Annotated in this window: 19 protein-coding genes; 10 read left to right on the top strand and 9 right to left on the bottom strand. The window is 68.1% G+C overall.

The window, feature by feature from the left end; translation table 11 throughout:
* Positions 1-9 precede the first annotated feature (9 nt).
* Positions 10-315 (bottom strand): hypothetical protein, encoded by a 306-nt coding sequence (locus AC07NI_RS02065; protein ID WP_494615589.1) that lies wholly within the window; start codon positions 313-315, stop codon positions 10-12.
* The gene (argH, locus tag AC07NI_RS02070; RefSeq protein WP_494615595.1) at positions 312-1,733 is read right to left on the bottom strand and encodes an argininosuccinate lyase; all 1,422 of its coding nucleotides are present in this window, start codon (positions 1,731-1,733) and stop codon (positions 312-314) included. Before argH ends, AC07NI_RS02065 begins: the two co-directional genes overlap by 4 nt.
* On the opposite strand from argH, the gene AC07NI_RS02075 reads away from it, so the two are divergent.
* The 5 genes from AC07NI_RS02075 to AC07NI_RS02095 all read left to right on the top strand — a co-directional run bounded on the left by AC07NI_RS02075 (position 1,734) and on the right by AC07NI_RS02095 (position 5,403).
* Complete coding sequence (locus AC07NI_RS02075; protein ID WP_494615598.1) at positions 1,734-2,357, top strand: TlpA family protein disulfide reductase; 624 nt, start codon at positions 1,734-1,736, stop codon at positions 2,355-2,357. It abuts the gene before it with no gap.
* Entirely contained in the window at positions 2,354-3,082 is a 729-nt protein-coding gene (locus tag AC07NI_RS02080; RefSeq protein WP_494615600.1) for a GNAT family N-acetyltransferase, read from the top strand. The genes AC07NI_RS02075 and AC07NI_RS02080 overlap by 4 nt, the downstream gene beginning before the upstream one ends.
* A gap of 113 nt (positions 3,083-3,195) precedes the next feature.
* Positions 3,196-4,413, top strand: a complete 1,218-nt coding sequence (locus AC07NI_RS02085) for an acyltransferase family protein (RefSeq protein WP_494615602.1) — start codon at positions 3,196-3,198, stop codon at positions 4,411-4,413.
* 17 nt (positions 4,414-4,430) lie between these two features.
* The gene (locus tag AC07NI_RS02090; protein WP_494618213.1) at positions 4,431-5,081 is read left to right on the top strand and encodes a hypothetical protein; all 651 of its coding nucleotides are present in this window, start codon (positions 4,431-4,433) and stop codon (positions 5,079-5,081) included.
* 7 nt (positions 5,082-5,088) lie between these two features.
* Entirely contained in the window at positions 5,089-5,403 is a 315-nt protein-coding gene (locus AC07NI_RS02095; protein WP_494615603.1) for a winged helix-turn-helix domain-containing protein, read from the top strand.
* Between the two features lie 2 nt (positions 5,404-5,405).
* On the opposite strand, the gene gluQRS is transcribed toward AC07NI_RS02095, so the two are convergent.
* On the bottom strand, positions 5,406-6,248 hold the full coding sequence (gene gluQRS, locus AC07NI_RS02100) for a tRNA glutamyl-Q(34) synthetase GluQRS (RefSeq protein ID WP_494615607.1): 843 nt from the start codon (positions 6,246-6,248) through the stop codon (positions 5,406-5,408).
* Positions 6,249-6,255: 7 nt separating this feature from the next.
* Positions 6,256-6,879: a TetR/AcrR family transcriptional regulator gene (locus tag AC07NI_RS02105; RefSeq protein ID WP_494615609.1), complete on the bottom strand. Its 624-nt coding sequence runs from the start codon at positions 6,877-6,879 to the stop codon at positions 6,256-6,258.
* 161 nt (positions 6,880-7,040) lie between these two features.
* On the opposite strand from AC07NI_RS02105, the gene AC07NI_RS02110 reads away from it, so the two are divergent.
* From AC07NI_RS02110 to AC07NI_RS02130, 5 genes are all read left to right on the top strand, one after another.
* Complete coding sequence (locus tag AC07NI_RS02110) at positions 7,041-7,151, top strand: hypothetical protein (protein ID WP_494615611.1); 111 nt, start codon at positions 7,041-7,043, stop codon at positions 7,149-7,151.
* A gap of 180 nt (positions 7,152-7,331) precedes the next feature.
* Positions 7,332-7,814 (top strand): transcription elongation factor GreA, encoded by a 483-nt coding sequence (gene greA / locus AC07NI_RS02115; protein WP_494615613.1) that lies wholly within the window; start codon positions 7,332-7,334, stop codon positions 7,812-7,814.
* A 52-nt stretch (positions 7,815-7,866) separates the two neighbouring features.
* A complete protein-coding gene (locus AC07NI_RS02120) occupies positions 7,867-8,508 on the top strand; it encodes a DNA-3-methyladenine glycosylase family protein (RefSeq protein ID WP_494615615.1) in 642 nt (213 codons plus the stop codon).
* A 174-nt stretch (positions 8,509-8,682) separates the two neighbouring features.
* Positions 8,683-9,246 (top strand): HNH endonuclease, encoded by a 564-nt coding sequence (locus tag AC07NI_RS02125; RefSeq protein ID WP_099576605.1) that lies wholly within the window; start codon positions 8,683-8,685, stop codon positions 9,244-9,246.
* 255 nt (positions 9,247-9,501) lie between these two features.
* Entirely contained in the window at positions 9,502-9,783 is a 282-nt protein-coding gene (locus AC07NI_RS02130) for a hypothetical protein (RefSeq protein WP_494615616.1), read from the top strand.
* Here AC07NI_RS02130 and AC07NI_RS02135 read toward each other — a convergent pair.
* From AC07NI_RS02135 to AC07NI_RS02155, 5 genes are all read right to left on the bottom strand, one after another.
* Positions 9,776-10,276: a VanZ family protein gene (locus AC07NI_RS02135; RefSeq protein ID WP_494615619.1), complete on the bottom strand. Its 501-nt coding sequence runs from the start codon at positions 10,274-10,276 to the stop codon at positions 9,776-9,778. The two genes, AC07NI_RS02130 and AC07NI_RS02135, sit on opposite strands and share 8 nt — an antisense overlap.
* Positions 10,277-10,357: 81 nt before the next feature.
* The gene (locus tag AC07NI_RS02140) at positions 10,358-12,115 is read right to left on the bottom strand and encodes a M1 family metallopeptidase (protein WP_494615623.1); all 1,758 of its coding nucleotides are present in this window, start codon (positions 12,113-12,115) and stop codon (positions 10,358-10,360) included.
* Between the two features lie 76 nt (positions 12,116-12,191).
* Positions 12,192-12,752, bottom strand: coding sequence for a demethoxyubiquinone hydroxylase family protein (locus tag AC07NI_RS02145; protein WP_494615627.1), 561 nt, complete (start codon positions 12,750-12,752; stop codon positions 12,192-12,194).
* Positions 12,752-13,378, bottom strand: coding sequence for a disulfide bond formation protein B (locus AC07NI_RS02150; RefSeq protein WP_494615632.1), 627 nt, complete (start codon positions 13,376-13,378; stop codon positions 12,752-12,754). Before AC07NI_RS02150 ends, AC07NI_RS02145 begins: the two co-directional genes overlap by 1 nt.
* Entirely contained in the window at positions 13,375-13,983 is a 609-nt protein-coding gene (locus AC07NI_RS02155) for a YqaA family protein (RefSeq protein WP_494615635.1), read from the bottom strand. The genes AC07NI_RS02150 and AC07NI_RS02155 overlap by 4 nt, the downstream gene beginning before the upstream one ends.
* Positions 13,984-14,040: the final 57 nt, after the last annotated feature.

Below are 14,040 nucleotides of genomic sequence, written 5' to 3' on the forward strand. Positions count from 1 at the left end.
CTTAGTCTCTTAGTTGGGGGTAGCGCCGGGGAAGCCCTTGGCCGAAGGGCCGCCGAACGGGTCCTTGGTGCCGGGCAGGGGCGCGGCGCGGATGGTGCGGTCGCTGGAGGCCGGGTCGCGGACTTCCTGGGCGCCGCCGGCGCGGGCCGGCTGGTTGGCCTGGGCCGAGGCGGCGCGGCGTTCGGCTTCCCAGGCGGCTTTCTTGACCGGGTCCCACAGCGGGGCGGGACGATCCAGCGTGCCTTGCTTGCCGCAGGCGGCGGCCGTCAGGGCCAGGGCGGTCAGCGCGAGCAGGGTGACAGAACGCGACTTCATGCGAGGACTTCCTTCCAACGCGCGATCTGGGCGCGGACCTGGGCGGGGGCGGTCCCGCCGTAGCTCATGCGGCTGGCCGCCGAGGCGGCCGGGGTCAGAACGGCGTAGACGTCCTGGGTGATCCGGGCCTCGATCGCCTGGAACTGTTCCAAGGTAAGATCGGCCAGATCGACGCCAAGGCCTTCGGCCGTCTTTACCGCCGAGCCTGTCACGTGGTGGGCGTCGCGGAAAGGCATGTTCAGCGTCCGCACCAGCCAATCGGCCAGATCGGTGGCGGTCGAGAAGCCCGCGCCGGCCGCCTGGGCCATCTTGTCGGTGTTCGGGGTCAGGTCGGCGACCATGCCGGCCATGGCCAGCAGGGACAGCTCCAGCGCGTCGAAGGCCTCGAAGGTCGGGACCTTGTCCTCCTGCATGTCTTTCGAATAGGCCAGCGGCAGACCCTTCATGACCACGGTCAGGGTGGTCAGCGAACCGAGGATGCGGCCGACCTTGGCGCGGATCAGCTCGGCGGCGTCCGGGTTCTTCTTCTGCGGCATGATCGAGCTGCCGGTCGTGAAGGCGTCGGTCAGCTTGATGAAGCCGAACATCGGCGTCGTCCACAGCACGATCTCTTCCGCCAGGCGCGACAGGTGCGTGGCGGTGATCGAGGCGGCCGACAGGGCTTCCAGAGCGAAGTCGCGGGCCGAGACGCTGTCCAGCGAGTTGGCCGTCGGACGGTCGAAGCCCAGGGCCGCCGCCGTCTGGTGGCGATCGATCGGGAAGGGCGAACCGGCGAGAGCCGCCGCGCCCAGCGGGCACTCGTTCATGCGGGCGCGGGCGTCGCGGAAGCGGCTAGCGTCGCGGCCGAACATCTCGACATAGGCCATCAGGTGGTGGCCGAAGGTCACCGGCTGGGCGGGCTGCAGGTGGGTGAAGCCCGGCATCAGGGCGTCGGCATAGGCCTCGGCCTGGGCCAGCAGGGCCTTCTGGAGGGCCTCCAGCTGGGCGGCCGAGCGGTCGGCGGCGTCGCGGACCCACAGACGGAAGTCGACGGCAACTTGGTCGTTGCGCGAGCGGGCGGTGTGCAGCCGGCCGGCGGTCGCGCCGATCAGCTCGCGCAGCCGCGCCTCGATGTTCATGTGGATGTCTTCGTATTCGTCGCGGAACGGGAAGGCCCCGGCCGTGATCTCGCCCTCGATGGCGTCGAGCCCTTTGAGGATTTCCTCACCGTCGGCGCTTGCAATCACACCTTGGCTGATCAACATCCGGGCGTGGGCGCGGGAGCCTGCCAGGTCCTGCGCCCAGAGGCGCTTGTCGAAGCCGATGGAGACGTTGATCGCCTGCATCAGTTCCGCCGGCTTGGCCGAGAACCGACCGCCCCACATGGCTTGACCCTGGCCCTTGTCGGCCTTGGGCGTATCGGAGGCGTTGTCGGTCATATGAGCGAAGTCCAATCGGAGGCGGCGGCCAAGAAGCGCAACCCTGTGAGGCTGGCGCTGGGCGGCGTCTTCCTCGTCGGCGTGGCGGCGGTTCTATACGTCATCGCCAGTGCTTCGTTCAAACCCTCAGGGCCCGCCGACCTCACAGAATTCAAGAAAGGGACGTTGGTAAAGCTCGACGTGCCGTCCACGCCGCGCGCCGCGCCCGACACCGTCTTCACCAGCCTGGACGGAAAGCCGGCGACCCTGGCCGATTTCAAGGGCCGCGTGGTGGTCATGAACCTGTGGGCGACCTGGTGCGCGCCGTGCAAGGCCGAGATGCCGACCCTGGCCAAGCTGCAGGCCACCTACGCGACCCAGCCGGTCACCGTGCTGCCGATCAGCGTCGACCGTGACGGCGACCTGAATCTCGTGAACGAGGAGATGGCCGCCAACCCGCCGCTGAAGACGTATCGCGACCCATCCTACAAGATGTCGTTCTCGCTGACGCCCAAGGCCGAGGGCTTCCCGACCACGGTGATCTACGACCGCCAGGGCCGCGAGCGCGCTCGGATGAGCGGTCCGGCCGACTGGTCCAGCGCCGAAGCCAAGGGCATCGTCGAGAAGCTGCTGGCCGAGAAGTGATCGACCCAGCAGCGCTCGAACCCCTGGCCGACGACGCCTGGCCGGCCCGCGAGCGGGCGCGGCTGGGCGGTTGGCGGCTCAACGCTTCGTCCGGCCGCTCGATGCGGATCAACGCCTGCTGGCCGCTGGCGGCGCCGGACCGCGAGGTCGAGGCGGCGCTGGACGCCACGGAGGCCTGGTTCGCCGAGCGCGGCCTGCCGCCGCGCTTCAAGCTTACCGACGGCGTGGTGGCGCCGGCCGACCTGGCCGAGCGCTTGGCGGTTCGGGGCTACGCGCCCTGCAAGACGACCCTGGTGATGCTGGGTCCGACGGGCGGGGCGGGCGATGCCGCCATCCGTGTCTCGGACGCGCCCGACGCCACCTTCGAGGCCGTGTTCACCGCCACGGCCGGCGATCCGGAGGACGGCCGCGAGCGGCTGGAGGCTCTCGGCCGTATCCCCGCGCCGGCCCGCTTCGCCCGGCTGGATATCGACGGCGCTCCGGCCGCGATCGGAGCCAGCGCCATCGGCGGCGGCTATGCCGGGATCTTCGGCATGCGCACCGTCCCCGACCATCGCCGCAAGGGTCTAGCCCGGCGGGTCTTGCGCGCCCTGCTGGCCGAGGCGCGCGCGCTGGGCGCCGATCGCGCCTGGCTGCAGGTCGAGGCCGAAAACGCTCCGGCGATCGCGCTCTATGCCGACGAGGGCTTCGAGCCCGGGTATCGCTACAGCTACTGGGTTCGCTGAGAGCGGCGCGCACAAGCTCGCGCGCCACATCACAAAACGGCGTTTGATAGACTAGTTTACAAAACAAACTTGTTGATACATGGTGCGGACATCTTCAAGGGGAGGATCAACCCATGCACGCGCCTCTCGGCGCCGCCGAACGATCGACCGTTGCGCAGCTCGGTAGTCGCAACGCTCCGATCGGCGCCTTGCGCGCCTTCGTCACCCTGCTGGTGATCGCCCACCACACGGTGCTGGCCTACACGCCGCAGCCGCCGCCCGTTCAGGCTTTCGACGCGGCGCCGTACCTGTGGATGGCGTTTCCGGTCCGTGATCCTCAGCAATTCGCGCCGTTCGGGCTGCTGACCATGGTCAACGACCTCTTCTTCATGTCGCTGATGTTCTTCATCTCCGGCCTGTTCGTCGCCGACGGCCTGCGGGCCAAGGGCGAAGGCGGGTTCCTGGGAGGAAGGGTCCTGCGTCTGGGCATCCCGTTCGTGCTCGCCGCGGGACTGCTGGCGCCGCTGGGCTATTTTCCGGCGTGGCTACAGGCGGGCGGGGCAGGTTCGCTCCCGGCCTTCGTCGACGCCTGGACCCACCTGCCGTTCTGGCCCAGCGGCCCAGCCTGGTTCCTGTGGGTGCTGCTGGCGTTCGGTGCGCTGATCACCGCCGCCCACATCGTGTTCCCCGGCGTGATCGAGGCGCTCGGCCGGCTGGCGGAGGGCGCGGAGGCCAAGCCGCTCCACTTCTTCCTGGGCCTGACCGCCCTCAGCGCCATCGCCTACATCCCGATGAGCGCGACGTTCGGCTTCATGCACTGGACGCAGGTCGGGCCGTTCATGGTCCAGACCTCGCGGGTGCTGCACTACTTTATCTATTTCCTGGCCGGGGTCGCGGTCGGCGCGGCGGGCGTCGGCTATGGCCTGACCGATCCGGAGGGCAAGCTGGCCAAGCGCTGGTGGCTCTGGCAGGTCGCGCCGGTCCTGCCGATCGTGGGCGTCATCGCCGTCTTCATCATGGCCATGTCGCCGCAGCATCCGCCCCGGCTGTTCCTGGATACGTTCGGCGGCGTGATGTTCGCCCTGGCCTGCGCGGGCCTGTCCTTCGCGGCCCTGGCGACCTTCCTGCGCTTCGTCCGCAAGACCGGCCCGCTCTCAAAGAGCCTTCAGGCCAACGCCTACGGCATGTACCTGACCCACTACGTCTTCACCTCGTGGCTGGCCTGGCTGCTGTTGCCGCAGAGCTGGGGCGGCCTCGCCAAGGGTTGCGCGGTGTTCGGCGGGGCGGTGGCCCTCAGCTGGCTGACCACCATGGCCCTGCGCCGCATGCCGCTGTTGGGTCGAATCCTGTGACCGTCCATGATGCAGCGCTGAAGGGGATCGGCATGTCCGAAGATCATCTCAAGACCGTCCAGGACGACCTGGCCTTCCTGCGCGGCCTGGCCGATGGCGCGGGTGAGCGCGGCGGGCTGGGCGTGGCCGGGGGCGCGCTCTACGGCTCGGCCGGCGTGCTCTACGGCATCCAGACCCTGATCTATGTCGCCCAGGAGTGGGGCTGGGTCAGCCTGGGCTTCGCCGGCAACATGTGGCTGGCCTGGCTCCCGACGGTGATCTTCCTGATCTTGATGACCATCGTCATCATCCTGGACCGCAAGAACCCCCAGCGCGGCGTCACCAACCGCGCGGTGAACGCCGCCTTCTCGGCGGCCGGGGTGGCGAACCTGGCCTTGATCATCGTCTTCGCCGCGGCTGCCGCGCGTCACAAGGACTTCCACTACTGGCTGTTCCATCCGGCGGTGGTGTTCATCCTGCAGGGCGCGGTCTGGCAGGTGACCTTCGTGCTGCGCCGGCGGATGTGGACGCTGGCGGTGGCCATGGGCTGGATCGTCTGCGGCGTGGCCATGGGCGTGCTGATCGAGCGCGCTGACCTCTATCTGCTGATCGCCAGCTTCGGCCTGTTCGCGTTCATGGCCGCCCCCGGCTTCTTCATGATGCGCCAGGCCCTGCGGCCGGCCGCCTGAGACGATCGTGGGTCCGAGGTTCGACATCAGCGGGCTGGACGACGTCATCCACGGCCGCGTGCGGCTGGGGATCGTCGCCTATCTGGCCAGCGCCGAGGTCGCCGACTTCACCGAGCTCAAGGACGTGCTGGAGGTGACCCAGGGCAACCTGTCGATCCACCTGCGCAAGCTGGAGGAGGCGGGATATGTGGCGATCGACAAGAGCTTTGTCGGTAGGAAGCCTTTGACCCGCGTGCGTTTGACCGAGGCCGGACGGGCGGCGTTTTCGAACTATCTAAAGGCGATGGGGCAGTTGGTCGAGCAGGCGGGCAAGACCTCCTGAATTCAGGAGAAGCCGAGTTCGGCCCGCAGTTCGGCGGGGCTCATCCCCGCCGCCCGTAGCTCCCGCAGCGTCTGGGCCCTATCCCGCTTCGCATACCGCTTGCCGTCCGGACCGACCAGCAGACCATGATGCCGGTAGATCGGCGTCGGGTAGCCTAGCAGGGCCTGGAGCAGGCGCTGGATGTGAGCGGCCTCGAACAGATCCACGCCCCGGATCACGTGGGTGACGCCTTGCAGGGCGTCGTCGTGGACTACGGCCAGGTGGTAGGCGACGCCGACGTCCTTGCGGGCCAGGACGATGTCGCCGGCGGTCTCGGGACGGGCCTGGATGACGCCGGTCTCGCCGTCGGGGCCCGCGCCTTGCTCGACGAAGGTCAGGCCCTCGAACCCGCCCAGGGCTTCCCGCGCCGCCGTCAGCGACAGCCGCCAGGCGAAGGCCTCGCCGCGTTCGAGGCGTTCGGCTTCCTCGTCAGCGGGGAGGGGCTCGCCGACATACGGAACCGCCGGCTCGTGTGGGGCGCGGCCGATGTCGATCTCCTTGCGGGTCTTGAAGCAGCGATAGACCAGGCCGCGCTCACGCAGGGTCTCGATGGCCGCATGGAAGTCGGCCAGGTGCTCGGACTGCCGGCGCACGGGCTCTTCCCACTCCAGGCCCAGCCAGGCCAGGTCCTCGAAGATCGCCGCGTCGTACTCCGGCCGGCAGCGGGTGGCGTCGATGTCCTCGATGCGCAGCAGGAAGCGACCGCCGGCGTCCTGCGCGGCGCGCCAGGCCGTCAGCGCCGAGAACGCATGGCCGCGATGCAGATAGCCCGTCGGGGAGGGGGCGAACCGGGTGGCGAAGCGCACGTGGGCCTCAGGCCGGATCGGTGAACTTCGCGAACATGCCCAGGTGCTCGAACACCGCGCGCAGGAAGGCTTCCTCGCCGCCCAGCTGCGCCTTCAGCGACGTGAACTGCTTGAAGCCGATCATCTCGGCCAGGCCGTGGCCGGCGCACCAGGCGGCGATGGTCGCCAGCTCCAGGTCGATGTCGCTGACGTGGCCGCCGCTGTTCTCGTTGATGGTGTTGCGGACCTGGCAGTAGGCGCCGTCGTCCTTCAGCTGGTCGGGCAGGGCGTCCTTGTCGCGCGAGCGATCGTACATCACGCGGTACAGGGCCGGGTTGTCACGCGCGAAGCAGACATAGGCCACGCCGATATTGGTCATCCGCGAGCGGGGGTCTTCCGTCGAGGCGCGGGCGGTGGAGAGCGCCACGTCCAGCTCGTGCCAGCCCTCGTGGGCGACGGCTTCCAGCAGTTCGGCCTTGTCCTTGAAGTGGTGGTAGGGCGCGGCGGGACTGACCCCGGCCTCGCGCGCCACGGCCCGCAGCGACAGCGCCGCCGGACCCTCGGTCTCGAGGATCTTGCGGGCGGCGTCGACCAGGGCGCGGCTCAGGTCGCCATGGTGATACGGGCGGGATTCGGCGGTCGCGGTGCTCATCGGATCGGACTGTAACAGCACCTTTCCAAATTTTCATCCAAACACTGTACAGATTATCTTGACGTCGTTCAGATTGGTGTTATCTAAGCATCGTTCAAATTGGTTTGGCGGAGGCCGGCCAGGCCCATCGGGGGCAGGAACACGAACTGGAGGGACTACCCATGCAACGCACGCTCAACGCCTTTGAAAACGCCTTCGACCGTCTGGCCGCCGGCTATTTCCTCGTCATCGCCCTGGGCGTCGCCGCCGCTGTCGCCGGCGTCGTTATCTAAGACCGCTTGCTCGCGAACGGCGGGGCCGGCTGCTGATCCCCCAGCGCCACCCGCCGCGGCGTTCGGCCTGCTTGAAGCTTTGCTTTAGCGGAGCTAACCAGGACTGGACGCGTTAGCCTTTCCGACGCTGTTTCATCCGTACGCGTCGCAGGCAATCCCCATGATCCGAGACTTCTTCCGATGAGCGTCGCCTTCACCAAGGAAGGCGACAGCGAGGCTTTCGCGGCTGATCTGCCCGATCGCCCGATCTCCACCCAGCCCAATCTCGTGACGCCCGAAGGCCTGGCCATGATCGAGGCCGAGCTGGCGTCCGCGCGCGCCGCCTACAGCGCGGCCCAGACCGCTGGCGGGGCCGCCGACGGTGACCGCACCGCCATGGCCCGCGCCACCCGCGACCTGCGCTACTGGTCGGCCCGCCGCGCGACCGCCCAGCTGATGGAGCGCGATCCCGACAAGACCGCCGTGCAGTTCGGCGACCGCGTGACCTTCGAGCGCGAGGACGGCCGCGTGCAGACCTTCCGCATCGTCGGCGAGGACGAGGCCGACCCGGCCAAGGGCTCGGTGTCCTATGTCGCCCCGATCGCCCGCGCCCTGCTGGGCAAGGTGGTCGGCGACGTCTCGCCCGCGCCAGGCGGCGAGATCGAAATCACCAGCATCGGATAGTTCAGCAAGTTCCGGATTGTCAGCGGCCGCGGGGCAGGGTCCCTTGCGGCCGATGTTCGTTCCGCCCACCGCCGACGCCCTTCTTCAAGCCCGCAAGGCCCTGGCCGCCGCCGACCCGGCCTTGGCGGCCATGGAGGCCGTGACCCCGCCGTTCGAATGGCGGGTGAGCACGGGCGGTTTCCCGGGCCTGCTGAAGATGGTGGTGCAACAGCAGGTCTCCCTGGCCTCGGCCGCCGCCATCTGGGCGCGTGTCGAGGCGGGCCTGCCCGAGATGACGCCCGAGCGGGTGATGGGGCATGAGCAGGACTACCTGCTGTCGCTGGGCCTCTCTCATCCGAAGGCCCGTTACGCCCACGCCATCGCCCACGCCCATCTGAACGGGACCTGCGACTTCGACGCCCTGCCGGGCCTGTCGGACGAGGAAGCGATCGCGGCCCTGACCGCCATCACCGGCATCGGCCGCTGGACCGCAGAGGTCTATCTGATGTTCACCCAAGGCCGCCTCGACATCTTCCCGGCCGGCGACGTCGCCCTGCAGGAAGCCATGCGCTGGGCCGACAACGCCGAGGTCCGGCCCAACGAGAAGCAGGCCTACAAGCGCGCCGAACTCTGGCGGCCGTATCGCGGTGTCGCCGCCCATCTGCTCTGGGCCTGCTACGGCGCCGTGAAACGACGCGAGATCGCGCCTTTCTAGGACCCGTCGGCGAGATGTCTTGGTTCTGTCGCTGACATGGCCCATCCTTTCCATGCGTTCGGGAATGAATGGCGATTCCCTGAATAGCGTAGGAAGGAGGCCCGTCTTCAGTCCTGTCGCGTATCACATCAGCCGAGGCGCTGAACGTTTTGACGTTCGCCTTGAAGGGGGGCTCTGATGCAGGTCCTCACGCGTCCACCATCGGGCATGCCGGCCCTGGTGCTCAACGCCGACTTCCGGCCACTCAGCTACTATCCGCTGTCCCTCTGGCCCTGGCAGGAGGTGATCAAGGCGGTGTTCCTGGATCGCGTCGACGTCGTGGCCAGCTACGACCAGGTCGTCCATTCGCCGTCCTTCGAGATGCGGCTGCCCAGCGTCGTGGCGCTGAAGCAGTACGTCCCGCAGGAGCGGCCGCCGGCCTTCACCCGCTTCAACCTGTTCCTGCGCGACAGCTTCAGCTGCCAGTATTGCGGCTCGCCCGAGGACCTGACGTTCGACCACGTGATCCCCCGCTCGCGCGGCGGCCGCACGACCTGGGAGAACATCGTCACCGCCTGCGCGCCCTGCAACCTCAGCAAGGGCGGTCGCACGCCGCGCGAAGCCGGCATGCAGCCCTTCCACAACGCCCGCCGCCCGTCGATGCACGAGCTGCAGGAACGCGGCCGCCGCTTCCCGCCGGGCCGACTGCACGTCAGCTGGCTGGACTATCTGTACTGGGATATCGAGCTGGAGGCGTAAGCGCCTTCGGCTTCAGACAGCAAAACGGCCCGGGCTGTGCATGAGGGGATAGCTGTCCCGGGCCGTGGCTGTGGGCGGAAGGGGATTGACCGCCGAAGCTGAGTCTTAAATGCGGGCTCATGGCCAAGGTTCCAGGGGGCGGCCTGAAATATTTCGGCGCTGACACAACGGCTGTGGCGGGTCCCCGACCATGCAACCGTAACCTCGACCGGCGGGTTTTTACATCCGAGGCGAAAAGCCACGGGAGATAACGCCATGAGCCGACAACCCACCACCGACGACCAACGCCACTTCACGCACGGCACCGCCGCTTCGACGGCCGACATGGCCTCGGAAGCCAAGGTCCGTCCGGAAGACCGGCACATCGACGCGCCGCACTCGCGGGAAGCCAAGCGTCCGCTGGCCGAGAACGAGAAGCACGACCAGCTGGCCGCCAAGGTCGAGCAGTCGGAGAACCGTCAAGAGGCTCTGCTGGACGAGGGCCTGGAAGAGAGCTTCCCGGGCAGCGACCCGGTCAGCGTCAAGCGCATTACCTGATCGGAAAGCGTTTCGCGGCGCGTTCGGCGAAGCTGGGCGCGCCGCCTTCTTGGGGTTCGAACGCCGTCGCGCGACGACGGCGGCCCCGGCGACGGTCCATCGCCTTAATCTGCGCGAAGGTCAGGTCGCCTTGCTCGCGGGCCATCTTGCGGACCGTCTCGATCATGCTGGCGCCGTAGATGGTCAGGATGCCGGCCGCGTCGGCCAGCCAGTCGGCGACATTGCCGTCGCGATGGGCGATGACCTGGGCGACCTCGACGGCCGCGCCCAGCACCAGGGCCGCGATCATCAGGTCGTTGCGGCGCATCTTCGGGAAGGCCAGGAACGACACCGCCAGCAGGCCGCCGAACGCGATGGCGTGGGCTTCCTTGTCGGTCAGGCCGAAGTGGCCCTCGGCGCCCTGGAACGGACCCAGGGTCAGCACCACCACGGCCAGGGATCCGGCCACGAGCGTGAAGCGCGCGGCGTTGACGAAGTGGACGGGCTTGAACATGGGACGCGACCTCCGGAAGGACGCGGGTGTCCTAACAGCGAAGGTCGCGCCATCCGGTGAACGGACAGGGTTAGCCTCGTCTTACTGTTTCGTGGCTTCAGCCTTCTTCTTGGCCTCGGCTTCAGCCTTGGCGGCATCGTCCTGGACCTTCTTCCAGGCCAGGTAATCCTCGAGATAGGGCTGGCGGCGCAGGACCTTGGAGGCGGGGTCGACGATCACCGGCACGGTGTCGCCCACGGCCACGCGACCGGTCCCGTCGGCCATCGGCACGGTAACCACCTTTCCGCCGACCTTGACCTCCACCGGCATCGGGAAGGGCTTGTCGCCGGGCGTCTTCCACTTCAGCACCAGGTCGCCGCCCTCGCGCGTCTCCAGCAGGTCCGGCTGCGCGGCCTCGTAGAGATAGACGTCGAAGAACCAGCCGTAGTCCTTGCCGGTCACCTGGTTGACGATCTTGATGAAGTCCCTGGTGCCCAGATAGCGGGTGGTGAAGTTGCCGGGCTTGGGGTCATCGCGGCCATAGACGGCGATGCGGGTGATGCGGAAGAAGGCCTCGTCGCCGATCAGGGTGCGCAGCGTGTGCAGGACGTTGGCGGCCTTGTAGTAGATGTCGTTCCCGGGCCCGCGGTCGGGGTTGTAAACCTCGTCTTCCACCAGCTGCTTGCCGGAGACGATCGGGAAGCGGTTCTTGCTGTCGATCCGCATCTGGTTCAGGCGCGCCATGTACTCCATGTCGCCGTGCAGCCATTGCGACATCAGCGGCTGCATGTAGGTGCCGAAGCCCTCGTGCAGCCACATGTCGTCATTGTCGCTGTTGGTCAGCTGGTTGCCGAACCACTCGTGCGCGAACTCGTGCTGCAGCAGCCAGTCGAAGCCGTAGACCTCCTTCTTGTACTTGTTGCCGTAGGCGTTGATCGTCTGGTGCTCCATCCCGAGGTGCGGAGTCTCGACCACGCCCATCTTCTCGTCGCGGAAGGGGTAGGGGCCGATCATCTGCTCGTAGAAGTCCAGCATCGGCGCGAACTCGGCGAACAGGCCCTTGGCCTTGTCGGCGCTGCCCTTGAGATACCAGAACGACATCGGGAAGCTGTCGCCGAAGCGGCTCTTGTAGGGGGCGGTCAGCTCCTCGTAGGGGCCGACATCCAGGGCGATGGCGTAGGTGTTGGGGTTCTTGGCCTGCCAGTTGTAGGTCCGCCAGCCGTCCTTCTCGGTCATGCCCTTGAAGACGCCATTGGCCGGGGCGACCAGCGGAGCGGGGACGGTGATGTGCAGGTCCACCAGCTTGGGCTCGCCGGTCGGATAGTCGATGCAGGGCCAGAAGATGTCGCAGCCGTCGCCTTGCACGGCCGTGGCGATCCAGGGCTCGCCGGTGGGGGCCGTGCTCCAGACGAAGCCGCCGTCCCAGGGCGCGCGCTTGGCCTCCAGCGGCACGCCGTCATAGGCGACGACCACGGTCACCACCTTGCCCTTGGCCACCGCCTTCGGAAGCTTGATGGTCATCCGGCCTTCTGGATTGGTCCAGGTCGCCGCCTTGCCATCGACCGTCAGCTTGCGGATCGTGAAGACGCGGTCGAAGTCCAGGACCAGCTTGTCCAGCGCGCTCCTGGCCGTGAAGGTCAGGGTCGCTTCGCCCTCGATGGCCTTCTTGTCGGGCAGGATCTTGAACTTCAGGTCGGCGTGATCGAACGCCAGGGCCCGCTGCTCGGCGGGCATCGGGCCGCCGGTGCTGAGGGAGAGTTCGCTGGTCTTCAAGGGCTCGGCGGCCCAAGCGGGCGAAAATGCCGCCGTCGATAGGGCCAGCAGCGACGCCGCGCAGGCGGCGAAGGTACGGAACGACAAGTAGGCGACTCCCCAACACGAAGGTCTTGTTGGGGAGCATCGGTAGGCCCGCCGGAAAGCGGCGCCAAGTCCGGGGTCAGATCTTCTCGCTGATCTTGATGGCGGCGCGGCAGCCGGCCTGGATCACGGCGGTCAGCAGCGGATAGGCGACGGCTTCGTGAGCGCCTTCCTCGACGGCGATGTCGCGGTGGCCCAGCTCGTCGTCGCGGAACTGGGTCAGCTCGGCGGCCAGGGCCGGGTCGCGGTCCTTCAGCTCCTCGATCTGGCCGGCATAGTGCTTCTCGATGACGTTCTCGACCGCCTCGGTGCAGGCGTGGGCGGCCTTGTCGCCCAGCAGGGCGGTGCCGGCCCCCAGGGCGAAGGCAGCGGCGCGCCAGACGGGCGACATCAGGGTCGGGCGCACGCCGCGCTCGCTCAGCAGTTCGTTGAAGCGCGAGAGGTGGACCTGTTCGTGGCCCTCCATCTCCTTCAGCTGGTCGGCGATGCGCTCGCGGCCGGGGGCGGCGCGCATGACGGCCGCCTGACCGCGATAGATGTGCACGGCCGCCAGTTCGCCGGCCTGGTCGACGCGCAGGATCTCGGCGAGGCGCGAAGCCAGCGCGCCTTGACCGGGGCGAGGCGGGACCGGACGAACCATCAGAGGGTCTCCGCCTTGCGCAGGCCCGCCAGCACCGACCAGACGGTCAGCTTCAGCGAGACGAGAGCGTTCCAGCCCGCCATCGACAGACCCAGGAACACCCAGGCGGCCTTGTCGCACATCGGGGCTTTGACCTGGGCCGTGCCGTTCAGCATGGCCGACAGGTTGGTCGCGCTGGCGACGCTGCCGCCGGTGCAGGTGGTCGGACCCGGCCACCACTTCCACTCGACGCCGGCGTGGAAGACGGCCAGGCCCGTCCCGTACAGGAAGATCGCGCCCAGCAGCAGGTTCACCGGCTGGCGCAGGCGGGTCCACAGCGGCGTGCGCTGCAGGATCGCACCGATCAGGCCGACGGTCCCGGCCAGCCAGTAGACCTCGCGGGCCTTGAGGCAGAGATGGCAGGGGGCGAGGTGGCCGAAGGTCTCGAACGAGTGCGCAATGGCCAGCATCAGGGCGCTGGACAGCAGCGCGACCAGCGGCCACTCGCGGGTCACCAGATCGTAGACGACGCCGATGAAGGTCTTGGTCGGGGCCGGCGCGGCGACCGGCGCGGGGCCGCGCACAGGCGTGGCCAGGGGCGGCTCGCCGCCGGCCGGAATCTCAGTCTTCGGATCGTTGTTCGTCACGCGGCGCAAGCTCCAGCATGTCCGCCCCCACCGATGAAGTGGCTGGCGCCCAGGCCGATGACAAGGAGGGCGATCAAAATTCCGGCGAACAGGGCCAGGCGACGCTCGACGATCGGCATCATGGCCGGGCCGAACTTCTTGACGATGAAGGCCACGAGGAAGAAGCGCGCGCCGCGCGTCACCGCCGAGGCGGCCAGGAAGATCGGGAAGCTGAACGCGGCCAGGCCCGAGGCGATGGTCACCAGCTTGTAGGGGATGGGGGTCAGGCCCTTGGCCAGGATCACCCAGACGCCGTACTTGCCGTACCAGCACTGGAACTGCTCCAGCCCGCCGGTGTGGCCGGTCGCGGCCATCATCCACAGGCCGAAGTCGCGCAGGAAGTAGCCGATGCACCAGCCGAGCGCGCCGCCCAGCACCGAGGCGAGCGTGCAGATCAGGGCGTAGCGCCAGGCCTTCTCAGGCTTGGCCAGCACCATCGGGGCCAGCATCACGTCCGGCGGGATCGGGAAGAACGAGCTCTCGGCGAACGAGACGGCGAACAGGCTCACCGGAGCGTGGCGGGAAGCGGCCAGGCCCATGACCCAGTCGTAGAGGCGACGCAGCATGCGAACTCCGAAGTCGTGACGCGGTCGGTGGTAAAGCGAGAGCGCGCAAAGTGTAAG

This window comes from Caulobacter sp. GW821-FHT10E02, from assembly GCF_059415225.1.